The 22,632-nt window shown below is 72.2% G+C and carries 21 protein-coding genes; 12 read left to right on the top strand and 9 right to left on the bottom strand.

The window, feature by feature from the left end; translation table 11 throughout:
• Positions 1 to 75 precede the first annotated feature (75 nt).
• The 3 genes from rpmB to rpsN are packed head-to-tail and all read left to right on the top strand — an operon-like array spanning position 76 to position 791.
• A complete protein-coding gene (rpmB, locus tag ACWGUG_RS02555) occupies positions 76 to 312 on the top strand; it encodes a 50S ribosomal protein L28 (RefSeq protein ID WP_013584774.1) in 237 nt (78 codons plus the stop codon).
• Positions 312 to 482, top strand: a complete 171-nt coding sequence (gene rpmG, locus ACWGUG_RS02550) for a 50S ribosomal protein L33 (protein WP_018173550.1) — start codon at positions 312 to 314, stop codon at positions 480 to 482. Before rpmB ends, rpmG begins: the two co-directional genes overlap by 1 nt.
• A 3-nt stretch (positions 483 to 485) precedes the next feature.
• A complete protein-coding gene (gene rpsN, locus ACWGUG_RS02545) occupies positions 486 to 791 on the top strand; it encodes a 30S ribosomal protein S14 (protein WP_127820367.1) in 306 nt (101 codons plus the stop codon).
• A 65-nt stretch (positions 792 to 856) separates the two neighbouring features.
• On the opposite strand, the gene ACWGUG_RS02540 is transcribed toward rpsN, so the two are convergent.
• Entirely contained in the window at positions 857 to 1,726 is an 870-nt protein-coding gene (locus ACWGUG_RS02540; RefSeq protein WP_452323746.1) for a potassium channel family protein, read from the bottom strand.
• A 60-nt stretch (positions 1,727 to 1,786) separates the two neighbouring features.
• Between ACWGUG_RS02540 and ACWGUG_RS02535 the strand changes: the two genes are divergently transcribed.
• From ACWGUG_RS02535 to ACWGUG_RS02525, 3 genes are all read left to right on the top strand, one after another.
• A complete protein-coding gene (locus ACWGUG_RS02535; RefSeq protein ID WP_452323745.1) occupies positions 1,787 to 2,929 on the top strand; it encodes an alpha/beta hydrolase in 1,143 nt (380 codons plus the stop codon).
• A gap of 260 nt (positions 2,930 to 3,189) precedes the next feature.
• Complete coding sequence (locus ACWGUG_RS02530) at positions 3,190 to 3,477, top strand: HU family DNA-binding protein (protein WP_336394104.1); 288 nt, start codon at positions 3,190 to 3,192, stop codon at positions 3,475 to 3,477.
• Positions 3,478 to 3,621: 144 nt separating this feature from the next.
• Positions 3,622 to 5,604 (top strand): cytochrome c oxidase assembly protein, encoded by a 1,983-nt coding sequence (locus tag ACWGUG_RS02525; protein WP_452323744.1) that lies wholly within the window; start codon positions 3,622 to 3,624, stop codon positions 5,602 to 5,604.
• 19 nt (positions 5,605 to 5,623) lie between these two features.
• Here the strand turns inward: ACWGUG_RS02525 and ACWGUG_RS02520 are convergent, their stop codons facing one another.
• The 3 genes from ACWGUG_RS02520 to ACWGUG_RS02510 all read right to left on the bottom strand — a co-directional run bounded on the left by ACWGUG_RS02520 (position 5,624) and on the right by ACWGUG_RS02510 (position 9,500).
• Positions 5,624 to 7,411: a SulP family inorganic anion transporter gene (locus ACWGUG_RS02520; RefSeq protein WP_452323743.1), complete on the bottom strand. Its 1,788-nt coding sequence runs from the start codon at positions 7,409 to 7,411 to the stop codon at positions 5,624 to 5,626.
• Positions 7,412 to 7,451: 40 nt separating this feature from the next.
• Positions 7,452 to 8,507, bottom strand: coding sequence for a hypothetical protein (locus ACWGUG_RS02515; RefSeq protein WP_378880211.1), 1,056 nt, complete (start codon positions 8,505 to 8,507; stop codon positions 7,452 to 7,454).
• 159 nt (positions 8,508 to 8,666) lie between these two features.
• Positions 8,667 to 9,500, bottom strand: coding sequence for an NAD(P)/FAD-dependent oxidoreductase (locus ACWGUG_RS02510; RefSeq protein ID WP_452323742.1), 834 nt, complete (start codon positions 9,498 to 9,500; stop codon positions 8,667 to 8,669).
• Between the two features lie 55 nt (positions 9,501 to 9,555).
• Here ACWGUG_RS02510 and ACWGUG_RS02505 point away from each other — a divergent pair, with 55 nt between their 5' ends.
• Positions 9,556 to 10,038, top strand: a complete 483-nt coding sequence (locus ACWGUG_RS02505) for a MerR family transcriptional regulator (RefSeq protein WP_336394109.1) — start codon at positions 9,556 to 9,558, stop codon at positions 10,036 to 10,038.
• Positions 10,039 to 10,047: 9 nt separating this feature from the next.
• A complete protein-coding gene (locus tag ACWGUG_RS02500) occupies positions 10,048 to 11,412 on the top strand; it encodes an ATP-dependent DNA helicase (RefSeq protein WP_336394110.1) in 1,365 nt (454 codons plus the stop codon).
• A 24-nt stretch (positions 11,413 to 11,436) separates the two neighbouring features.
• Here ACWGUG_RS02500 and ACWGUG_RS02495 read toward each other — a convergent pair whose 3' ends face one another.
• Positions 11,437 to 12,090 (bottom strand): biliverdin-producing heme oxygenase, encoded by a 654-nt coding sequence (locus ACWGUG_RS02495; RefSeq protein ID WP_378879098.1) that lies wholly within the window; start codon positions 12,088 to 12,090, stop codon positions 11,437 to 11,439.
• A 43-nt stretch (positions 12,091 to 12,133) separates the two neighbouring features.
• Positions 12,134 to 12,460: a DUF2470 domain-containing protein gene (locus ACWGUG_RS02490; RefSeq protein WP_452323741.1), complete on the bottom strand. Its 327-nt coding sequence runs from the start codon at positions 12,458 to 12,460 to the stop codon at positions 12,134 to 12,136.
• 79 nt (positions 12,461 to 12,539) lie between these two features.
• On the opposite strand from ACWGUG_RS02490, the gene ACWGUG_RS02485 reads away from it, so the two are divergent.
• From ACWGUG_RS02485 to ACWGUG_RS02475, 3 genes are all read left to right on the top strand, one after another.
• Positions 12,540 to 13,808 (top strand): serine hydrolase domain-containing protein, encoded by a 1,269-nt coding sequence (locus ACWGUG_RS02485; RefSeq protein ID WP_452324185.1) that lies wholly within the window; start codon positions 12,540 to 12,542, stop codon positions 13,806 to 13,808.
• Positions 13,808 to 14,716 (top strand): EamA family transporter, encoded by a 909-nt coding sequence (locus tag ACWGUG_RS02480; RefSeq protein WP_336394113.1) that lies wholly within the window; start codon positions 13,808 to 13,810, stop codon positions 14,714 to 14,716. The genes ACWGUG_RS02485 and ACWGUG_RS02480 overlap by 1 nt, the downstream gene beginning before the upstream one ends.
• Positions 14,717 to 14,780: 64 nt before the next feature.
• A complete protein-coding gene (locus tag ACWGUG_RS02475) occupies positions 14,781 to 15,761 on the top strand; it encodes a Gfo/Idh/MocA family protein (protein WP_378879092.1) in 981 nt (326 codons plus the stop codon).
• Between the two features lie 33 nt (positions 15,762 to 15,794).
• Here ACWGUG_RS02475 and ACWGUG_RS02470 read toward each other — a convergent pair whose 3' ends face one another.
• The 3 genes from ACWGUG_RS02470 to ACWGUG_RS02460 all read right to left on the bottom strand — a co-directional run bounded on the left by ACWGUG_RS02470 (position 15,795) and on the right by ACWGUG_RS02460 (position 20,402).
• The gene (locus tag ACWGUG_RS02470; RefSeq protein ID WP_452323740.1) at positions 15,795 to 17,258 is read right to left on the bottom strand and encodes a glutamate-cysteine ligase family protein; all 1,464 of its coding nucleotides are present in this window, start codon (positions 17,256 to 17,258) and stop codon (positions 15,795 to 15,797) included.
• A gap of 61 nt (positions 17,259 to 17,319) precedes the next feature.
• Entirely contained in the window at positions 17,320 to 18,426 is a 1,107-nt protein-coding gene (locus ACWGUG_RS02465) for a substrate-binding domain-containing protein (protein WP_452323739.1), read from the bottom strand.
• Complete coding sequence (locus ACWGUG_RS02460) at positions 18,423 to 20,402, bottom strand: heparinase II/III domain-containing protein (RefSeq protein ID WP_452323738.1); 1,980 nt, start codon at positions 20,400 to 20,402, stop codon at positions 18,423 to 18,425. Before ACWGUG_RS02460 ends, ACWGUG_RS02465 begins: the two co-directional genes overlap by 4 nt.
• A 173-nt stretch (positions 20,403 to 20,575) precedes the next feature.
• Here ACWGUG_RS02460 and ACWGUG_RS02455 point away from each other — a divergent pair, with 173 nt between their 5' ends.
• Positions 20,576 to 22,630 (top strand): DUF2264 domain-containing protein, encoded by a 2,055-nt coding sequence (locus ACWGUG_RS02455; RefSeq protein ID WP_452323737.1) that lies wholly within the window; start codon positions 20,576 to 20,578, stop codon positions 22,628 to 22,630.
• Positions 22,631 to 22,632: the final 2 nt, after the last annotated feature.

Raw genomic sequence — 22,632 nt, 5'->3', positions numbered from 1 at the left:
CGGGTCTGGCGCGGGGTGCAGACAAGGGATCTTGGGTGGGGCCGTCCGGCTCCACGGTACTAAGGAGACATCACTATGGCAGCAGTGTGCCAGGTGACTGGAGCAGTTCCCGGCTTCGGTCACAACATCTCGCACTCGCACCGCCGGACGAAGCGCCGCTTCGACCCGAACGTGCAGAAGAAGACCTACTTCGTTCCGTCGCTGGGTCGCAACATCAAGCTCAACGTCTCGGCCAAGGGCATCAAGGTGATCGACGCCCGTGGCATCGAGGCGGTCGTGCGTGACCTCCAGGCGAAGGGTGTGAAGCTCTGATGGCCAAGAAGGCACAGGACGTCCGTCCGATCATCAAGCTGCGTTCGACCGCCGGCACGGGGTACACCTACGTGACGCGCAAGAACCGCCGCAACAACCCCGACCGCATCGTGCTGAAGAAGTACGACCCGGTCATCCGCAAGCACGTCGATTTCCGAGAGGAGCGCTGATCCATGGCTAAGAAGAGCAAGATCGCGCGCAACGAGCAGCGCAAGGTGGTCGTCGACCGCTACGCCGCCAAGCGCGCCGAGCTGAAGAAGGCGCTCGTGTCGCCGACGTCGACCGACGAGGAGCGCGAAGCCGCTCGCGTGGGCCTGCAGAAGCTGCCCCGCAACGCATCGCCCGTCCGCGTTCGTTCGCGCGACGTCATCGACGGCCGCCCCCGCGGTGTCCTCACGAAGTTCGGCATCTCGCGTGTCCGCTTCCGTGACATGGCGCACCGTGGCGAGCTGCCCGGCGTGACCAAGTCGAGCTGGTAAGCACCCGCTTCACCGGAAGGCCCGGAGTTCCTCGGAACTCCGGGCCTTCCGCATATCCGGGGGCATCACGACAGCTGATGCCCGTGGCTGCCGGCGACGGCCCGCAGCACCGCGTCGGTGGACTCGCCCGTCACGTGCGCGTACTGATCCGTGAGCACGCGGGCCAGCTCATCCAGCACCTGTTCCAGGAACGCCCCCTCGATGCGCACCTCGCCGTTGCCGGACTGCAGGGCCTGATCGCGCAGCTCCATGGCGTAGCCGACGGCGCGGGCGGCCGACAGCCGCTCGTCGCGCTCGGCGAAGTAGAAGATCTCGGTGTTCTGCACGAGATCGGCGGTCAGCTCGGCGATCGCCCGCCCGACGGAGGCGATGACGGATGCCGCCCTGCCGGGAGGCAGCTCCGGCGGCAGCGCGGTGATCCCCGAGCGATGGAGGCTCGTCAGCTCCACCGCCAGCGCCCGCCGGCGGGCGAGAGCGGGGTAGAGCTGCATGAACCACGAGACGGACGCCGACAGCAGCGCGAACCCCGTCAGGGCCTCCAGCGGCGACAGGAGCCGGATCAGCGGCTCGGCGGGAACCACGTCACCCAGGCCCAGAGTGGTGAGGGCGACGAGCGAGTAGGTCAGCGCCTCGACGAACGGGTGATAGTCGTTCGGATCGAGATCGCTGTACGAGAAGCCGTCGGGGAAGTGCGGCACGTAGATGAGGGCCCACCCGACGGTGACGAGCACGATCCACACCCCGATCGTCACGAGGATCGTCAGCGGCCCGCCGACCGTCAGCAGGGCGGGCCGGCGGTGCGACACCGACCAGGCCGCCCGGAACATGTAGGTGGTCAGGCGCCCGGTGGAGGCCGGACGCAGCAGGGTGTGGAACACGTCGTTGAGCGCGACGACGATGAGCAGCACGCCGGCGAGGGTGCTCACGACGGTCATGACGCCACGGTATTCGCCCGGGAGCACCGACGGCAGGCGCTCTCGACGCAAGATAGGATCATGCCGCTCGACCCGTTCTTCGAGGAGCGCCTGCGGGTGCACCGCAGGTACATGTTCGATCAGGCTCTCGGCTCGGTGCGATCGAGACTCGCAGCGCTCTGGCCGTTCGACCGCGGCGGGACGGCGGCTCCTGCCGCGGCGAAGGCTTCCGACAAGCCCGCGCCGGACGCCACGTCCCACGCGGACCCCACGGCGCTGAAGCCCGGGGCGGCGACGCCCCATGCCGAGCATCGGTCCCGATCCCGCGCCCGTGCCCGTGCCCGGCACCGCCGTGCGGCGATCGCATGGGACCGCACCGAGCTGCGCACGGTCGGGACGCCGGGCCCCGAGGTGCGCACCACCGAGCACGAGGTGGCCGTGCCGGGGCATCCGTCCGTGCGCGTGCGGATCTATCACCCGCCGGTCGTGGGCGACGCGCCGGTGCCTGCGGTGCTGGCGTTCTTCGGCGGCGCGTTCCGGATCGGGGGGATCGACTATCCGACGACGGATGCCGCCTACCGCCGCCGGTGCATCGACGCCCACGTCGCCATCGCCGCCGTGAACTATGCGCTCGCGCCGGAGCACCGCTGGCCGGTGCAGGTCGAGCAGGCCTACGCTGCACTGGACTGGCTCTTCGGAGCCGCCGGCGAGGTGGGCGTGGACGCCGATCGGATCGGCCTGCTGGGGGTCTCGGCGGGAGGGAACATCGCCGCGGCGCTCACCCTCGTCAACCGCGATCGCGCGCGGCATCCGCTCCGCCTGCAGGTGCTCGAGGTGCCCGTCGTCGACCTCACCGGTGCACACCTGGATCTGCGCGCCACTCGAGCGCTGCGCATCCCGAGCTTCCTGGCGTTGCGCGAGCTCCGCTCGGTCGCGCGCACCTATCTCCCCCGCGCCCAGGACGCGCGCGACGCCTACGCGTCCCCGTTGCGCGCGGCATCGCACGAGGGCCTTCCGCCGGCGGTCATCCTCACCGCCGAGTACGACCCGCTGCGCGGCGACGGCGACGCCTACGGCGCCGCTCTGCGCGCCGCGGGGGTCGACGCGAGCGTCGTGCGGTACCAGGGCGTCACGCACGACACCCCGATCTTCACCGGCGTGCTGCCGGCCGCCCGGCGCTGGCACGACGACGTGGTGACGGCGCTTCGCCGGCTGCACGCCTGAGGCCGCGGACGGCCCCGACAGCGGCCCGGCCGTGGCCCACGGGAAGTGATCGCGGTGGGCGAAATCCGGCCCCAGAGGCCACAGGAGCCCCAGAAATCACGCGACACACCGCCAGAAACCTCCGAAAACCGCGGAAATACGCGGTTCTGTCGGCGTCGTCGGGTACATTCGGTCCCGGTCGACAGGACCAGCCGGGGGGCTACGCCATCCGGTCCGAGCAATGACAAGACGGCACTCGTCGTCTTTGGAGGACACAACCAATGGCCGACAAGACCATCACCAAGACCGAGCTCGTCGCGAGCATCGCGAGCGCGACCGGCCAGAGCCAGTCCGCCGTCTCGGGCGTGCTCGACTCCCTCTTCTCCACCGTCTCCGACGCGGTCGCCAACGGCAGCAAGGTCTCGATCCCCGGCTGGCTCGCCTTCGAGCAGGTCGCCACCTCGGCCCGCACCGGCCGCAACCCGCAGACCGGCGAGGAGATCAAGATCCCCGCGGGCAAGCGCGTCAAGGTCACCGCCGGCTCGAAGCTGAAGGCCGCCGTCAAGTAATCCGACGCAGACCTCGAGAAGAGGGGATGCCGCGACCCGCGGCATCCCCTCTTCTGTTCGTCCGCCCGGCAGGCGCCGCGACGGGCCGGCGCACGGCCTCCCGACCCGACCGGCCGCCCACCCGGCGCAACGTAGGCTGGAGCGGTGAACTCCCGCGCCCTGCGGGCCGCCGGGCCCGCGATCCTCGTCGTGGCCGCGCTCGCGACCATGGTGTGGGCGCTCGCGCACGGCGGCGGCGCCGCGCCGCTCGCGATCGCGGATCCCGGCCCCGTGGTGCGCTGGAGCCTTCCCACCGCGAAGCTCGTGGTCAACCTCGCCGCGGCGGGCATGGTCGGCGTCCTCGTGACCGCGCTTTTCACGCTGCGAGCCGGCGAACGCGAGTTCGACATCGCCCTGGACACCGCGTCGATCTCGGCGGCCGTCTTCACGATGGCCGCGGGCGCCACCGGATTCCTCACGTTCGTCGACGCGTTCAACCCCGTGATCAGCATGGGGCCGGAGTTCGGCGCGCTGCTGGGCCGCTTCATCGTCGAGACCGAGGTGGGTCGCACCTGGCTGATCACGACGGTCGCCGGCGCCGCGCTCACGGTCCTCACCTTCGCGGTGCGCTCGTGGACGGCGACGCTCTTCGTCGCGCTGCTGGCCGCGGCATCCCTCGTTCCCATGGGCACGCAGGGCCACTCGGGCGAAGAGGCGTTCCACCACGAGGCCATGACCGCGCTGATCCTCCACATCATCGCGGCCGCGGTGTGGCTCGGCGGCCTGCTGCTCATCGTGGTGGTGCGTCCCCTGCAGTCCCGCGACGCCACGGCCGACACGGTCGCCCGCTACTCGAGCATCGCGCTCGCCGCGTTCGCGGTCGTGGCGTTCTCGGGCACCGTGCGGGCGGCGATCGGGCTGCAGGACTGGTCGGCCCTGCTGTCGCCCTACGGCGTCATCCTCGCGGTGAAGATCGTGGCGCTCATCGGGCTCGGGCTGTTCGGCGCCTGGTATCGCGCGCGGCTCATCGGCAGATTGACGACCGCGGCCGCCTCCCGCGCGTTCTGGAGCCTCGTCGTCTTCGAGCTCGCCCTGATGGGCGTGGCCAGCGGTGCGGCGGCCGCCCTCGCCCGCACGCCCCCGCCGGTCGAGCCCCTGATTCCCACGACGCCGACCCCGGCCGAGCGGCTCACCGGGGCGCCGCTGCCGCCGGAGCTCACGATCGAGCGCTGGGTCACCGCGTGGAACGTCGACCTGCTGTGGGCCGTCGTGGCGGCCTTCGCGGTCTTCTTCTACCTCGCCGGCGTGTGGCGCCTGCGCCGTCGCGGCGACGCGTGGCCGGTGTACCGCACCGTCCTGTGGGTCGCGGGCATGGCGCTGCTCGTGTGGGTGACCGGCGGTGTGATCAACGTCTACCAGGACTACCTGTTCAGCATGCACATGATCGGCCACATGCTGCTGACCATGGCGATCCCGCTGCTGCTGGTCGCGGGGGCTCCGGTCACCCTCGCTGCGCGGGCGATCCGCAAGCGCGACGACGGCACCCGCGGCGGCCGGGAGTGGATCCTCTGGGCCGTGCACTCCCCGGTCGCCCGCGTGCTGACCCACCCGTTCGTCGCGGCCGGGCTCTTCGTCGGCTCGCTGTGGGTGTTCTACTACACCGATCTGTTCCGCTGGTCGCTCTACGACCACCTCGGGCACGAGTGGATGGTCGCCCACTTCCTCATCACCGGCTACCTCTTCGTGCTCTCGCTCATCGGCATCGACCCGGTGCCCTACCGGCTTCCCTATCCCGGGCGTCTCCTGCTGCTCATCGGCGTCATGGCGATGCACGCCTTCTTCGGCATCGCGATCATGATGCAGGAGGGCCTCATGGTGGCCGAGTGGTTCGGATCCATGGGGCGCACGTGGGGCGCGACTCCGCTGGAGGACCAGTACACCGGCGGCGGTGTGGCGTGGTCGATCGGCGAGATCCCGACGCTCATCCTCGCGATCACGGTGGCGATCCAGTGGAGCCGGAGCGATGCGCGCGAGACGAAGCGACGCGACCGGCACGCCGACCGCACCGGCGACGCCGAGCTGGAGGCGTACAACGCCCGGCTGGCGGAGCTCGCCGAGAAGGACGCGAAGGCCGGCTCCGGCCGCTGAGACGGTCGCACGCCGCTGGTCAGGGCGCAGGCGGGCGTCCGAGGTCGCCCGCGCCGGGATCCGTGCCGGGCGAGGGACGGGGCGCCTCGTCCGGGTTGGTGCCGGCGATGTCGGTGCGCAGGGTGCCCGTCAGCGCGTCGACCGCGGCGCCGACGGTGGGTGCGAAGCGGTCGGGCGTGAACCGGCCGGTGAGGCCGAACCGGGCGAGGGTGTCGACGACGGGTGATTTCATCTCCGCGATCACGAGGCGGATGCCGCGCACCTGCAGGTACTGGTCGAGCTCGACGAGCTCGTCGGCGGCGGAGGTGTCGATGTCGGTGATCGGCTCGGCGGCGAGGATCACGGTGTGCACGTCGTCGCCGGCGGCACGGACGCGCGAGCGCACCCAGTCGTCGAAGACGCCGCCGTTCGCGAAGAAGAGGGGCGCGTCGAAGCGGACGATGACCACGCCGGGGATGCGCTTCGCATCGGGGTTGCGCGAGAGGTCGTGGTAGCCGCGCAGCCCTTCCACCAGGCCGAGCTCGGCCTTGTACGGACGCCATGACCGGTTGACGAAGGCGACGAACGACAGGCCGATCGCGATGACGATGCCCTCGAGCACGCCGAAGACGAGCACGCCGAGGAACGCGGCGGCGGACAGGACCGCGTCGACGGCGTGGATGCGGACGAGCCGGGTGAAGCCCCGCAGGTCGATGAGGCCGATGGCCGCGCTCGTGACGACGGCGGCCAGCGTCGCCGACGGGAGGTGGTCGGTGAGGCCCGGCAGCACGAGGATGAAGACGATCAGGAGCACCGCGCCCACGACGCCGGTGAGCTGCGTGCGGGCACCGGACTGCTCGGCCACCGGTGTGCGCGACGACGAGCCGGAGACGGGGAAGCCGCCGAAGAGGCCTCCGGCGATGTTCGCGATCCCGACCCCGGCCATCTCCTGGCTGCCGTCGACGTCTTCGCCGCGGCGTGCGGCGAACGTCCGCGAGAGGACCGCCGTGTCGGTGAAAGCGACGAGGGCGATGCCCGCCGCCGGGAGGACGAGCGCCAGGACGTCGCTCCACTGCAGGCCGCCGAGGGCGGGAGCCGGGAGTCCCTGCGGGAGCGCGCCGACGACGGCGAGCCGATCGGACAGCCCGAAGATCGCCGTGAGCGCCGTCGCGACCACGACGACGACGAGGACGCCCGGTATGCGGACCCGGCGCAGCGGCTTGAGGATGAGGATCACCGCGAGGGAGCCCACGCCGAAGGCGACGGCGAGCGGGTCCACCATCCCGCCGGCGACGCCCTGCCCGATGGCGACGACACGCTGCCAGAGCGAATCGGCGTCGATCGAGAACCCCAGCAGCGTCGGCAGCTGGGAGACGATCACGATGACGGCGATCGCGTTGAGGTAGCCGACGCGGATGGGCTTGGACAGCAGGTCGGTCACCACGCCCAGGCGGAGGATGCCGCCCAGCAGCAGGAGCACGCCGACCATGATCGCCAGCAGCCCGGCCAGGGCGACCGCCCGCGGCTCGTCGCCGAGCGCGAGAGGCAGGATCGCCGCGGCGATGATCGGTGCGAGCGCCGAGTCCGGGCCGAGCACCAGCACGCGCGACGGGCCGAAGAGGGCATAGGCCAGCAGCGGGACGATGGTGGCGTACAGCCCGGTCTCGGGGGGCAGCCCGGCGACGACGGCGTAGCCCATCCCGGCCGGGATGAGGAGAGCCGTCAGGACCAGGCCGGACCGGATGTCCGGCCACAGCCACCGCCGCTCGTACGCGCGGGCGGTCGCCACGCCCGGGACCCAGCGGGCGATCCTGTCGACTGCGCTCATCGTCGGCTCCTCGGCACCATCTTGGCCGACGGGAGCGCGATCAGGTGGTGTCGGGACCCGTCACGACGATCGCCACGTTGCCGTCGGGCCGCACGGTGATCTCGCCCTTGACGATGAAGGGGACGTCCTCGCTCATCTGGCGGACCTTGCCGTCGAAGAGCGAGCGGATGTCGACGTGGATGTGCGCCACCGCCTCGGCGGGCAGGATCGACCAGCCGGCGCCGTTCGGCTCGACTTCGACGGTGGGCTGCTGCACGATCGACCACTCCGGGAGCGACGCGATCCTGTCCTGCACGAAGTAGCCGAACGGGCACGCGGTGGGCTGCAGCACCTCCTGCGTCGCGCAGCCGGTGAGGAACTCCTCGACCTTCTCCTGGACCACTCGCACGAACTCCTCGGTGGGCTGCGCCTGCACGTTCACCGGGATGGCCTGGAACGGGCTGTCGGACAGCACCGCGACGCCGGGGGTGCTCGAGATCGCCGTGTCGACGGACACGGAGTACAGGCCGGGTGAGAAGACCAGCAGCGAGACGGGCGCCGCGGGGTCGGCATCCGCCCCCTCCGGCGAGACCTGGCGCTTGTCGATCTCGAAGCCGTTGACGTCGAAGGCCATGGAGCCTGTCACCGCCAGGTTCATCACCGCGAGCGGGCTCTCGGCGAATCGCCACGTCGGCGCAAGGCCGATCGACCCGTCCCGCTCGACAGAGAACGTGGTGCGTCCTTCGTAGCCCCGCGCCTGGTACGAGACCGTCACGTGCGTGACGTCGCCGTCCTGCTCCTCGGACACCACGCGCACATCGTCGATGGGGGCGAGGGCGTCGCTGCGCAGCAGAGCGTCGGAGGCGGTGGGCGGAAGCCCCGCCGCCTCGAGCTCGGCCGAGCTCACCCGGACACCCGGGACCGCGAGGGCGTCGGCGGCGCGTCCCTGCTCGAGCAGGCGCACGTAGCCCTCCACGAACGCCACGGGGCTGTAGAAGTGCCGCTCCACCGCGCCCCAGGCCGCGAACAGCGCTGCGACGAGGAGCAGGCCGACGAGGCCGAGAAGGCTGAGGTCCAGAGCGAGGTTCGAGCGGCGGCGCTTGTGAGGCGGCCGGATGAGCGTCGCCGTCGGGGCCGTGCCCGCGGGGGCGGTGCGGCCCGCGGAATCGACCGATGGCGCCCTCGCGCGACCGGCTGCCGTGTCCACCGCCCCTTGGTCCACGGCAACAGTCTAGAAACCCCTGACCGGGAGGCCCCTGTGCGTCTGTCGCCCGAGTCACTCCATGACGTCGTCGCGCACGGCGCTGGCGCCGGCGAGCTGGCCCGAGGCGATCGCGGCAGCCAGGGACACCATCGGCCCGGGCACCGTCGCGAGGTGCGCCATGTCGCCGCCGGCGTACACCCCCGGCACCGTGGTGCGGCCGAGCGGGTCGACCTCCACCCCGCCCCCGGGCAGGTCCGCGCAGCCGAGCTGGGCGGCGAAGGGCGCCCGCTGGCTCGCCGTCGCGGCGGTGAACACACCGGCCACCCGTTCGACGCGCCCGTCGGCGTACGTCAGCTCCAGCCCGCCGCCGACCTCGGCGACCTCTGCCAGGTCGGCCGGGCGCACGATGAGCGCCGAGGCGACGACGGGGCGCAGCATCCGCTCGATCATGAGCCCGTGGTCGCCCTCGATGAGGATCGCGACGCGCTCGCCGGCGAACTCGTGGCCGTGGCAGAAGGGGCACTGCGCGACCCGCCTCCCCCACTGCTGCGCGAGGCCGGGCACCGCGGGCAGCTCGTCGCGCATGCCCGTCGCCAGCACGAGGCGGCGGGCGTGCTCGGTGCCCTCGGCGGTCGCCACGGCGAAGTCCCCGAGCGCGCCGGAGGCCGCGGCGACCGTCGTCGTGCGCACCTCGACGGTCGGGTAGGCCGCCAGCTCCTCACGCGCCAGGCGGCGCAGCTCGGCGGGGCTGCGGCCGTCGTTGGTGATGAGGTTGTGCGCGTGGTCCACGGTCGCATTGCGGTACTCGCCGGAATCGAGCAGCAGCACGTCGCGGTGCATGCGGCCGATGGTGAGCGCGGCCTGGAGGCCGGCCGGGCCGCCGCCGATCACGATGACGTCGTACATGGGGTGATCCTCTCGTCGGGTTGCGTCGGGATCGATCCTGTGACTTCATGTCGACATGAAGTCAAGTCTGTCCATCGGCGAGGCGGCGGCCCGGTTCTCGCTGCCCACGCACGTCCTGCGGCACTGGGAGGGCATGGGACTGCTCCGGCCGGCGCGGGACGGCGCGGACCGCCGGCGGTTCGGCGACGACGACCTCGTGCGGATCGGCGTCATCGTCCGCAGCCGGAACGCCGGCATGAGCCTCGAGCAGATCGGCGTGCTGCTGGACGAGCGGGCACCGGAGCGCCATCGAGTCCTCGAGGAGCATCTCGCGGACCTCGACCGCCGCATGGCCGACATGGAGCGGTCGCGGCGGATGACCGAGCACGCGCTGAACTGCCGGTCGCACGACATCACGACGTGCCCGCGGTTCCGGGCGATCATGGACGAGGTGGTGGCGGGAACGGGCGTCTGGCGGGAGGCGGAGTCCGCTGTGGACGGCCGCGGGTCGTCCACCGATCCGGCGCCGGGGCGCCGGAAGGCGGTGTCGGCTCGTTAGCATGAATCGGTGAACACGCCGCCCCTCTCCGCCGAGCAGGAGGCGCTGTTCCGTCTCATCGAGGACACACGCGAGCACGTGTTCGTGACCGGACGCGCCGGCACCGGCAAGTCCACGCTGCTGCAGCACCTCGCCTGGAACACCGGCAAGCAGATCGCGGTGTGCGCGCCGACCGGCGTGGCGGCCCTGAACGTCGACGGCCAGACGATCCACTCGCTCTTCAAGCTGCCGCTCGGCATCATCGGCGCGCACGACGAGGACCAGTCCGACGCGACGCGCAAGCTGCTCAACGCGATCGACACGCTCGTCATCGACGAGATCTCGATGGTCAACGCCGACCTCATGGACGCGATCGACCGGTCGCTGCGCAAGGCGCGGGGCCGCCGGGCGGAGCCCTTCGGCGGCACGCAGATCGTCATGTTCGGCGACCCGTACCAGCTGGCGCCCGTGCCGCCCCGCGGCGACGAGCTGCGCTACGTGCGCGACCACTACCGCTCGTTCTGGTTCTTCGACGCCAAGGTGTGGGTCGGCGAGGCCGCGAGCGACGGCATCCTCGACGTCGGCTCGTACGGCGCCGGGCTGAACGTCCGCGAGCTGATCGACATCCACCGCCAGAGCGACCCCGCGTTCAAGGCGATGCTCAACGCCGTCCGGTATGGCCGGGTGACGGCCGACATCGCCCAGGTCCTCAACGACACCGGTGCGCGCACTCCCCCGGATCCGCGCGACGGCGAGCACCCGATCATCACGCTCGCCACGCGCAACGACATCGTCAACAACATCAACCGCCGTCATCTGACCGAGCTCATCGGGCGCGAGCAGACGGCGATGGCGGAGGTCAGCGGCGACTTCGGACGGGGGGATGCCGCGTACCCGGCCGACCTCGAGCTCAAGCTCAAGGTCGGGGCCCAGGTGATGTTCCTGCGCAACGACACGCAGTCCTTCGGCGAGCCGCCGCGCTGGGTCAACGGCACCATCGGCACCGTCACGCGCATCGCCGGCGAGACGGTGCGCGTCGACGTCGAGGGCGAGGAGTTCGACGTCGAGCCCTCGGTGTGGGAGAAGTACCGTTACTCGTACGATCCGGGGTCGAAGCAGCTGACCCGCGACATCGTCGCCGAGTTCACCCAGTTCCCGCTGCGCCTGGCGTGGGCGGTCACCATCCACAAGTCGCAGGGCAAGACCTACGACCGGGCGATCATCGACCTCGGCTCGGGCGCGTTCGCCCCCGGGCAGACGTACGTCGCCCTGTCGAGGCTGACCTCGCTGGACGGACTGTACCTGTCGCGACCGCTGCGCCCGAGCGACATCCGCGTCGACCCCGACGTGCAGCGGTTCATGGCCTCGGCCGTGCGCGGCATGCCGGTGACCTGAGCCTGCCGGCGGCCGGCTGCCGGCTCAGGCGACCTGGGAGGCCTTGGCGGCGGCGAGGTCCTCGAACAGCTCGGTGTTGAAGCGATAGGCCAGCAGCACCTCGTCGATGACGCGCTCCTGCTCGGCGGCATCCCACGGGGCGGCGTCGAGCTGCTCGCGGTAGACGTCCTTGAACGCCTTGGGGTCGGCGATGTCGTCGAAGAGGTAGAAGCCGATGCCGTTGGTCTCGAAGCCGAAGCGGCGCGACATCAGCCGGCCGATGAACTGCCCGCCCGACAGATCGCCGAGATACCGCGTGTAGTGGTGGGCGACGAAGCCCCCGGGCCACGTGGCGCCGACCTGGTCGATCCGCTCGACGTAGCGCCGGGTCGTCGGCAGCGGCTCGATGCGCTCGCGCCAGTCCGGCCCGATGAGGAACCCGAGGTCGGCCTCGAGCGCCGGCAGGCGCGTGAGCTTGTCGGTGATGAACACCGAGGCGATCGGATCGTGGCGCATGCGGCTCGCGGCGCGCTCGAGGGCCTCGTAGATGAACCAGTGCTGGACGACCAGCGCGATGTAGTCGTCGCGCGTGCCCTCCCCCGTCATGAGGTCGGACATGAAGCCGGCCGTCTCGCTCGACGAGTGCGCGCGACTCGAGCGCTCGCGGAGTGCGGCGGAGAACGGGATCGGGTCGCTCATACCTTCATGGTAACTGAAGATAAGGCGAACCTAACAAGAGTTTCTACGCGTGCGGTCGGGGCGGCACCCCGAGCCGGCGGCATGCCTCGTCGTACAGCGCCACGATCTCGCGCCGCACCTCGGGGCGCTCTGTGATGGGTCCTCCCGGCCACGGCACGGCGACCTCGATCACCGACCCGTCGGTGAGGGTGGCCTCCCAGATCCCCCTCTCGCCGTCGAAGCCCGTCATCCGCGACGATGCGATCGCGTCCGGGCCTGTCGCGGCCTGCGGGGCGAACGCGCGGGCGATGAGGAGGTTGTCGCCGGCGTGGTCGCCGTTCATGTGGCCGAGCACGCCCGCCAGGGCGGCATCGTCGAACCGATGGGTCATGCTCATACCATACGGATCGGGGTGCGACGACACCGGCTGTCGTGTGTTTGAATTCATGCACGATCATCGGGGGGTGAGCATGCGGACCCGCTCCAGAAGTCGCCGCGCCATCGCGGTCATCGGCGGTGCGCTGATGTCAGCCCTCGTGCTGGCCGGCTGCTCGTTCGGCGGCGAGGTCGAGGCCGACGACGCCCCGGTGCAGTCGACCGCCTCCTTCTCGGACGAGACCGTGCAGCAGATGACGGATGCCGTCACCCACGCCATGACGACCACCGGGTCCTCGGGCGCGATCGTGGGCGTCTGGGCGCCCTGGAGCGGGAGCTGGGTCACCGGTGTCGGCGCCCAGCGGCCGGACGGCGGCGGCGAGGTGACGGCCGACCAGGTGTTCCGCGCCGGCAAGGTCACCCGGGCGATGACCTGCGACGTGCTGTACGAGGTCGCCGCGGAGGGCATCGTCAAGCTCGGCGACAGCGTCGCGGACTACGTCTCGGGTGTCCCCGACCTCGCCGACGTCAGCCTCTCCGAGCTCTGCGACGGCACGTCGGGCATCGGCTCGTACGGCACGCAGCTGTATCCGCTGTGGCTGTCCAACCCCGAGCGCAGCTGGGATCCCCGCTATCTCGCGAGCTTCGGCCTCGGCCAGCCCCGCACGACGGAGCCCGGCGTCGCGTACCGCGACTCCGACGCGGGCTATGTGCTGCTGGGCCTCGCCCTGGAGCGCGCCACGGGAGCAACGGCCGCGGACCTGATCGAGCGGTACGTCGCCGGCCCGCTCGCCCTGGAGGCGACCGCGCTGGGCCCGCTGCCCGACTCCGGAGTGCTCCAGGGCGGCCAGGCGGTGAACAACGCCGAAGGTGTGCTGGACTGCGCGGCGCCGGTCGACCTCACCGGCGTCTCGGCGACCACCGGCTTCACCGACGGCGGCGTGGTCACCGACATCGAGGACCTCGGACGGTACGTGCAGGCGCTGGCGACCGGTCGACTGGTCGAGGACGACGACCGCTTCGGCGATCCCGTGCCGGTTGCGCCCGACGCGCCGACGTGGCTCAACGCCGACGGCGGCGCGATCATCGCCGGCTCGCTCGTCGGCCAGTACGGCAAGGTGCCCGGATACCTCACCGCCGCGTTCGCCGACCCGGCCACTGGGCTGACGGTCGCGGTCGTGCTGAACAGCTCCACGGCGTCCGCGGCGATCGGCGAGTACCTCGCGTGGGAGCTCGCGGCCATCGCATCCAAGACCCCCGCCGCCGACGGTGAGACGGCCCCCGACGCGGGTCTGCCCTGGACCCCTGAGCAGTATCACGAGGCGATCGCCGCCGCGGCGGTGTGCGCACCGCCGGCGGCGTAGTGCCGAGCTCCGGCCACTCGGACGCCCCGGCGCGGGCGAGCGGCTCCGGCTCGACGCCGGCGATCCTCCTGGTGGTCGCGGGACTCGCCTGTCAGGAGGTCGGCGCTTCGCTCGCAGTCCTGCTCTTCCCGCAGGTCGGGCCCCTCGGCATGGTCATGCTGCGGCTGGTGTTCTCGGCGGCGATCCTGCTGCTCATCGCCCGTCCGCGGCTCCGCGGGCACTCGCGCCCGGACTGGACGGCGGTCGCGCTCTTCGGCCTCGTGCTGGCGCTGATGAATGCGCTCTTCTACCTCGCGCTCGAGCGGCTGCCGCTCGGGGTCACGGTCACGATCGAGGTGCTCGGGCCCCTCGTGCTCTCGATCGTCGCGAGCCGGAGGGCATCGGCCTGGCTGTGGGCGCTCCTCGCGCTGGCGGGCGTCATCGCGCTCGGCGGGGGTGGCTGGGATCGCCTGGATCCGCTCGGCGTGCTGTTCGCGCTCGGCGCCGCGGCGAGCTGGGCGTTCTACATCCTCGCCTCGGCCCGCGTCGGCAGGGCGTTCCCGAGGCTCGACGGGCTGGCCCTCGCGATGGCCGTCGGCGCGATCGTCTCGCTGCCGTTCGGCATCGCGGATGCCGGACCCGCACTGCTGCGGCTCGACCTGGTCGCCCTCGGCGCGGCCGTCGCCGTGCTGTCGTCGACGATCCCGTACGCCTTCGAGCTGATCGCGCTGCGGCGGCTTCCGGCCGCCGTGTTCGCGATCCTGATGAGCCTCGCTCCCGCGACCGCGGCGCTGGCCGGCTTCATATTCCTCGGACAACATATGACGGTGCTCGAGGTGCTCGGCATCGGACTCGTCATCGCCGCGAGCATGGGCGCGGTGCGATCCTCGGCCCGCGCGGCGAAGGAGGCAGCCGAGCCCGTCGCCTGACGGCCCGGACGGCGCGTGAGGACTCCCGAGCGGGCTGCGGCGCGGCGCTGGCTACGATCGGGTCATGGTGAAGACGAGATGGGCAGTGCTCGGCCCCGGCGCGATCAGCAGGGACTTCGTCGTGGGGCTGCGCGCGTCCGAGCGCGGAGTGCTGCACGCGGTGGGCAGCTCGTCGGCGGACAGGGCGGCGGGATTCGCCGCGGAGCACGGCGCGACGGCATCCGGGACCTACGACGAGATCCTCGCCCGCGATGACGTCGACGCGGTCTACGTCGGCACCGTCCACACCACCCACGCCGACCTCGCCGTCCGCGCGCTGGAGGCCGGCAAGGCCGTGCTGTGCGAGAAGCCCGCGAGCCCGACGCTTGACGAGGTGGAGCGGATCCTCGACACCGCGCAACGAGTGCAGCGTCCGTTCCTCGAGGCGTTCAAGACGCGGTTCGGCCCGTTCGCCGAGGCGCTGCGCGAACTCGCCCGTGGTGGCGAGCTCGGCGAGCTGCAGCGCGTTCAGGGCGCGTTCGGCTTCGACGCCGGCACCCGCGAGGGACGCCTGTTCGACCCTGCGCTGGCGGGAGGGGCCATCCTCGACGTCGGGTGCTATCCGCTGGCGCTCGCGATCGACCTGGCCGCGGCATCCGGCCGGCCGATCGACCCGGAGTATGGCCGGTTCGAGGCCCGGGTGGTCGGCGGCGTCGACGGCACCGCCTCGGCGGAACTGCGCTTCGGCGACCTGACGGCCGCGATCGCGACCTCGGTGATCGAGGACCTGTCCGACACCGCCGTGCTCACCTTCGCCGAGGCGGAGGTCGTGCTGCCCAACGCGTGGGGGAGCCGCACCGCGAGCCCCGATGCGCTGCTCATCCGGCGCGACGGCGACGAGCGGGTGGTCGAGCTCCCCGTGGTGCAGCCGATGGCGGCCGAGGCCGACGCGCTCTCGCGGGTCCTCCAGGACGGGCGTCTCGAGGTCCCCGAGATGCCCTGGTCGCACACGCGTGCGGCCGCCCGCGTGCTGACGGACTGGCGCGCGGCCGCGCTCGCCGGCTGAGCGACCCGCCGGGGTTCGCACCCGGCAACCGGGTCACGCCCAGGTGTGCACGGGCTCGTTGGCGTGCATCGCTTCGCGGTACTCGCGCAGCGTGGCGCGGAGGGCGTCGTACCGCTCCATGCCGGCTCGTTCATGCACCCTGTTCACGAACCAGGTGGCCCCGGTGACGCCGGTGATGCAGCGCCCCTCGATGACACCGAGGAGGCGATCGCGGACGGATGCCTCCACCCCCCACGCCTCGAGTCCCTGGTGGGCCAGCGGCAGCAGCCGTCGCAGCACCAGCTCGGTGGCGGGCACCTGCCCGACGCCCGGCCAGTAGAGCTGCGCGTCGATGCCGTCTCGGGCGGCGGTGTGGAAGTTCTCCTCGGCCGTGCTGAACGACAGCTGCGACCACAGCGGCCGGTCGTTCTCGGCCATCGCGCGGACGAGACCGAAGTAGAACGCGGCGTTGGCGACCATGTCGACCACGGTCGGGCCGGCCGCGAGCAGGCGGTTCTCGACGCGCAGGTGCGGCACGCCGGCCGAGATGTCGTAGACCGGGCGGTTCCATCGGTAGATCGTGCCGTTGTGGAGGCGGAGCTCGTCCAGTCCGGGGATGCCGCCGGCGTCGAGCACCGCCATGGGATCCTCGTCGTGCACGATCGGAAGGAGCGGCGGGAAGTACCGCACGTTCTCCTCGAAGAGGTCGAAGACGGATGTGATCCAGCGGTCGCCGAACCACACCCGCGGCCGCACGCCCTGCGCCTTGAGCTCCTCGCTGCGGGTGTCGGTGGCCTGCTCGAACAGCGGGATCCGCGTCTCGCGCCACAGCTCACGGCCGAGCAGGTACGGGGAGTTCGCCGAGACCGCCAGCTGCACGCCCGCGATCGCCTGCGAGGCGTTCCAGTACGCCGCGAACGACTCCGGCGAGGTCTGCACGTGCAGCTGCATGCTGGTGCACGCCGCCTCTGGGACGATCGAGTCCGCCGTGGCGTCCAGTCGCTCGGGACCCGCGATCGAGATCGAGATGTCCTCGCCCCGGGCGTCGAGGATCTGCTCGCTCAGCAGGCGGTAGCGCGGGTTCGCGCTGATGCTCGCGGGCCGCAGGTGCTCCTCGGCGAGGGTGGGGAGGATGCCGATCATGACGAGGTGCGCGCCCACCGTCGACGATCTCGCCTCGGCGTTGTTGAGACTGCGGCGCAGGCCCTCCTCGAACGTGCGCAGCCCGTCCAGCCGCAGCCGGGCGGGTGGCACATTGATCTCGACGTTGAACTGCCCGAGCTCGGTCTGGAACGCGGCATCCGCGATCGCGTCCAGCGCCTCGGCGTTGCGGAGGGCGGGGTCGCCGGCGTCGTCGACGAGATTGAGCTCGACCTCCAGGCCGGTCATGGGGTCGTCGGTGTCGAAGTGCGCCTCGCGCAGCATGCGCGCGAACACGTCCAGGTTGCGCCGGACCTTCTCGCGGTGACGCGTGCGATCGGCGCGGGTGAACTCCTGCGCCTGGACGTCCTCCCCCATGGCGGCACTCTAGCGACCGCCTCCGCAGGCGGCCAGTGAACCGCCGCGGCGCCGTGGACTGCTACGCGCCCCGCGGCGGCGCCGTCGAGTCGCGCACGTTGAGCGTCGGGTTCAGCACCACGCGGTGCACGGGGCGGGCGGGATCGTCCAGGCGGCGCGCGAGCAGCTCCACGGCCGCGGCTCCGACGGCGGCCCGCGGCGGGCTGACCGCGGTGAGCGCCGGGGTGAAGAGCTCGGCCACCTCGTCGTCGTAGGCGACGATCGAGAGGTCCCCCGGCACGGAGATGCCGCGGTTGAGCGCCAGGTCGACGAAGGCCATCGCCTCGGGGTCGGAGTGCACGAGGATCGCCGTGACCGAGTTCGACAGCGCGGCGTCCAGCGTCGCGTCGACCACCGCGGAGAAGTCCGGGCTGGTGCGCGGCGGCAGGCTGGTCTCGAAGTGGTCCGAGGGCGTCAGCCCCAGCTCGAGGCAGGCCGCCTGCCACCCGGCCGCGATCTTGCGCGACGTGGGGGAGTCCCGCGCGATGATGAGCCCCACCTTGCGGTGCCCGAGCGCGGCGAGGTGACGCGCGGCCAGCACGGCGCCCAGCGCGTGGTCGGTCGTGACATTCTCGACCGGGCTGCGGTCGGGCAGCAGCACCGCGTCGCGCTCGACGAGCACGTTCGGCACGCCGCAGCCGGCGAGCCACTGCACGACGTCCTGCGCGTGGGGGGTGTCGGTGTTGGGGGCGACGACGAGCCCGCGGACCCCCTCGGTGTGGACGAGGCGCTCGAGCACCGGACGCTCGTCCTGCAGCTCGTACGACGCTCCGCGCAGCACGACCCGGAAGCCGTGGCGCGTCGCCTCGGTCTCGGCGCCGCGCACGACGCTGGGCCAGTAGAAGCTCAGCGACGGGACGAGCATCGCGATGGAACCCGTGCGCGAGGGGGCGGCCGAGGGGGCGGCATCCGCGTCGTCGAAGCCGCCGGCCGACGGAACCGCACCGCCGTGCACGCGGACGAGCAGGCCCTCGCGCTCCATCTGGGCCAGGTCCCGGCGCAGCGTCACCGGCGCGACGCCGAGATCGTCCATCAGCTGCGCGACCCGCACGGCGCCGTCGCGCTCGAGCATCGCCAGCACGTGGGCGCGCCGCTCGGCGGCCAGCAGCGCCGGTGTCTGGTCGGTCATCGCGTGTCCTCCGCGTTCGTCAGGTCCAGTTCTACCGTGACCGCGATGCCGTCACGCGTCGTCACGTCGAGATCGAGGCGGGTCAGTGCCGCGCCCCACACGTCCGCGAGCATCGGGTCGTCGAGGGCCCGCACGACGAGGTCCGCCTCGGTCCCCTCGGGCCACGAGATGCGCACCGGCGTCGCTGGGTCGAGGGGGGTGACGATGACGGATGCCGCCTCCCGGCGCACCTCGCCGGCCAGCAGCATCCGCAGCGAGGTCCGCGGGCTCCCGGGCTCGTGCGCGGGGGCAGGCGTCCAGCGGTCCTCGACGACGACGCGCCGCGACGATCGCTCGAGCCGCACCGACCGCCGCCACGGGCCCGTCGCGCCGGCGTAGGCGCCCGAGAGCTCGAGCGAGAGCGACGACGCGTCCTCGTCGGCCGACGCCGCCACGGCAGCCGCCGCGAACCGCGCACCGGGGCTCTGCTCGTGCCCGGCGATCACGGGCACGTTGTGCCAGCCGCTCTGCATGGTCCAGATGTCGTAGCGACCCTCGCCGAAGGTCTGCAGGGTGTACGTGGGCCGGCCGGCGTCGACGATGACGGGGACGCCGTCGGAGGCGACCACGAACGACCCGACGTCGTTGTGGTTGTGGTGCTCGCCGTTGTGGCCGCCCTTGACCGCGACCGTCAGGCCCCGCGCCGTGCCGCCGTGCTCACGGGCGAGCATCACCTCGGTGGACGGGAGCCACACGTCGCGGGGGAGCGGCGACGCCGCGCGATCGGCGCCCACCCACTCCGGGTCGGTGATGCCCCGCAGCAGGCGTCCGAAGCCCTCGTGCTCGGTCGCTGCGGGCATGCCGGCGATGCGGTGCGAGGCGGCGTGGGCCGCGGCATCCGCGTCTCCGGCGCTGCGTGCCGCGCGATGCAGGGCGTGCCACGGCTGTGCGGCCGGCGGACGGGCCTGGCCGTCCGCGACGTTGAGGTACCAGTCGCCGCCGAGATGCATGCGGTGCGGGAAGGCGACGGTCTCGCGCAGCGCCGGGATGCCCGAGGCGTCGAGCACGCCGCCGGTGGCGTGGCGCACGATGTCGAGCGCCTCGAGGGCGCGGCAGGCGCCGTTCCACCAGTAGGCGTAGCCCTCGTCGATGGCGCCGTCGGCGGGGAGCGCCGAGACGTACCGGTCGATGCCCTCGATCGCGAGGCCGACGATGCGTGCGCGCTCGTCGGCCTCGGCCGGGTCGTCGAGCAGCCGGAGGGCCGCGGTCAGGACGTTGCCGTGGATCCACGGGTTCCAGTTGTGGACGTCGCCGTCCAGGCCGATCCAGTGCCAGTCGCGGCGAAGGGTGAACGGCTCGAACACCCGCACGCGGGCTTCGCGGCGGATGCGGGAGCGGATGCCGGGGTACCGGGCTTCGAGCCGTTCTCCGAGGAGGTGGTCGATCCAGGTCAGTAGCGCGACGGCTTCGCCGGCGCCGAGGTCGAGGTACGGGGACTCCACCGTAGGCAGCACCGATCCGCGCTCGCGGAAGGCGTCGTCGTGGGCCGGCCAGCACCACGAGCTCTGCTCGCAGATGAGCCACACGCCGTCGAGGACCTCGGCGAGCCATTCGGGACCGAGGTCGGGGTCGTCGGCGTGGTGCGCGGCGGCGATCGCGGCGCGGGCGACGCGGCGCTGGCGCTCGAAGACGATGCGCTCCCATCCCTCACGGTCGCCGTCGTCATGGAGCCGGGCGGCGTCGGTGGCGAGCGGCACCGGCCACGGCGCGGTGCGGTCCGCCGCGGCGCGTTCGAGCACGTCGGCGACGCCCGAGGGGTCGGCGCTGCCGCGTGCCCCCCACACGCCCCGGTCTTCCGAGGACGCGACGGGGAGCGCCCGTCCGGGTGCGACGAGGAGACCCGCCAGCGCTGCGGCGAAGCCGGCCGAGCCGGCGCCCGCCTGCCGGTGGTAGGCGTCAGCCAGCACTCCCTCGAAGGGCACGGTCGCCGTGGCCAAGGGTCCTCCTCGTTGATTTCGAGCCGGGGAACGATCGCATTAAACGATCAGAAACGATCATAACAAGTCGAAACCAGTCTTGCAATGAACGAAAACGGTTGATACGCTCCCGAACGTTCGCTTTCCGCTGGCCCGAACCAGCGGCGAGAAGACGGCATCGAGGGAGATCCCGAGTGACAGTCCAGCAGCACGAGACAGCGCGCCGCACCGCACCGCTCGCCGGCGCGCGCGTCGACTGGACCCGCGACGAGTGGCTCGCCTACGCCGACCGCCTGCTCGACACCGCCCGCTCGTTCGCGTCGCCCGGCGCCGGGCGCATCCACTTCCCGGGCGCCGAGGGCGGCTACGGGCACGCCGTCGACGGGCTCGAGGGCTTCGCGCGCACCTTCCTGCTCGCCGGCTTCCGCATCGCCGGCGCCCGCGGCGAGGGCACCGAGGAGCTCGCCGAGTTCTACCGCCGCGGCATCGTGACGGGCGTGGACCCGCAGGCCGAGGACCGCTGGGTGCGTCTGGAGGAGCACGCCCAGGCGAAGGTCGAGGCGGCGTCCCTGGCGCTGGTGCTCGACATGACCCGCCCGTGGATCTGGGACCGCCTGGACGAGCTGACGCAGCAGCGCGTCATCGACTACCTCGCTCCGGTCGTCGGCGATGCGGGCTACCCGAAGACGAACTGGCTCTGGTTCCGCGTCGTGGTGCAGACGTTCCTGCGCTCCGTCGGCGGGCCCTGGTCGGCCGACGACATCGCCGACGATCTCGCCCTGCATGACGCGCTCCTGCGCGAGGACGGCTGGATCTCGGACGGGTTCGAGCGCTCGTACGACCACTACGTCGGCTGGGCCCTCCACACCTACCCGGTGCTGTGGTCGCGCATGCAGGGCGCCGACACGCTCGCCGCCGGCCGCACCGCCGCCGACATCGCGCGGCTCGACCGCTTCCTCCAGGACGCCGTGTGCCTGGTCGGCGCCGACGGCTCGCCGCTCGTGCAGGGCCGCAGCCTCATCTACCGCTTCGCGGCCGCCGCGCCGTTCTGGGTCGGCGCGCTCGCCGAGGTCCCCTCCGTGCCGCTCGGGCAGCTGCGCCGCGCGGCGAACGCCGTGGTCGCTCACTTCCATGACGCCGGCGTCCCGGCGCAGGACGGCGTCCTCACCATGGGCTGGCACCACGAGTGGCGCGAGCTCGCGCAGTCCTACTCCGGTCCCGGCTCCCCGTACTGGGCCGTGAAGGGACTCCTCGGCATCGCGCTTCCCGTCGACCACCCGGTGTGGGCGGCCGAGACCGAGCCGCTGCCCATCGAGTCGGGCGACGAGCTGCGCACCGTGCGGCCGGCTGGCTGGGTCGTCTCGGGCACGCGGGCCGACGGCATCGTACGCATCGTGAACCACGGCACCGACCACGCCGCCGAGGGCGCCCTCGTCGGCGACTCGCCCCTCTACGCCCGCATCGGCTACTCGACCGCCGCCGGTCCGCTCGCGGACGAGCGGGCGTGGGAGGAGCCCCTCGAGCAGTCCGTCGCCCTCGTCGACGCGGCCGGACGCGCCAGCCACCGATCCGCCATGGAGCTCATCGACGTCCGCGTCCAGGACGACGAGGGGGGCCGGATCGGCATCGCCGCCTCCGTCTCGCGCGCCCACTGGATCGCGCCGCGCCCCTCCGCCCACCGTCACGGCTCAGGCATCGACGGCGAGATCGAGGTCGCGGGCACCGTCGAGGTGCACTCGCTCGTGCGCGGTCCGTGGGAGGTGCGCCTCGCCCGTGTCGACGCGCTCGAATCCGGCGTGACCGCCGCGTCGCTCCGCCTGCGCGTGGGCGGCTGGGCCGTGGCCGCCGAGTCGGTCGAGCACGAGACGACGGATGCCGCAGCCTCGGTCGTGTCGGACACGCCGCGCGTACCGGCCCCTGGCTCGGGCCCGCGGGCGTCGGCTCCTGCCGCACGGCTGCGCAGCAGCATCCGTCGCCTGCTCGGTGAAGGCGAGACGGCGATCGAGATCCGCCACGACGCCAGTCCGCTCGGACCCGTCGCCGGCGTGCCGGTCGTGTCGTACCCGGTCGAGGTGGGGCAGTGGGTCGCGACGCTCGTCGAGCTCACCACCGCAGACCTCGCGTCGCCCGTCGGCGCGGCCGTCGCCGTCGACGCGCACGGCTCCCAGACCACCGTCACGGTCAGCTGGCCGGACGGGACCGCGACCACGAGTCGCCTCGCACACCCCGGATCCCCCGCGAACCGGTAACC

The organism is Microbacterium sp. NPDC055455 (assembly GCF_053619935.1).
The sequence above is the reverse complement of the archived record's forward strand: the minus strand, read 5'-3'. Positions and strand labels throughout refer to the sequence as shown.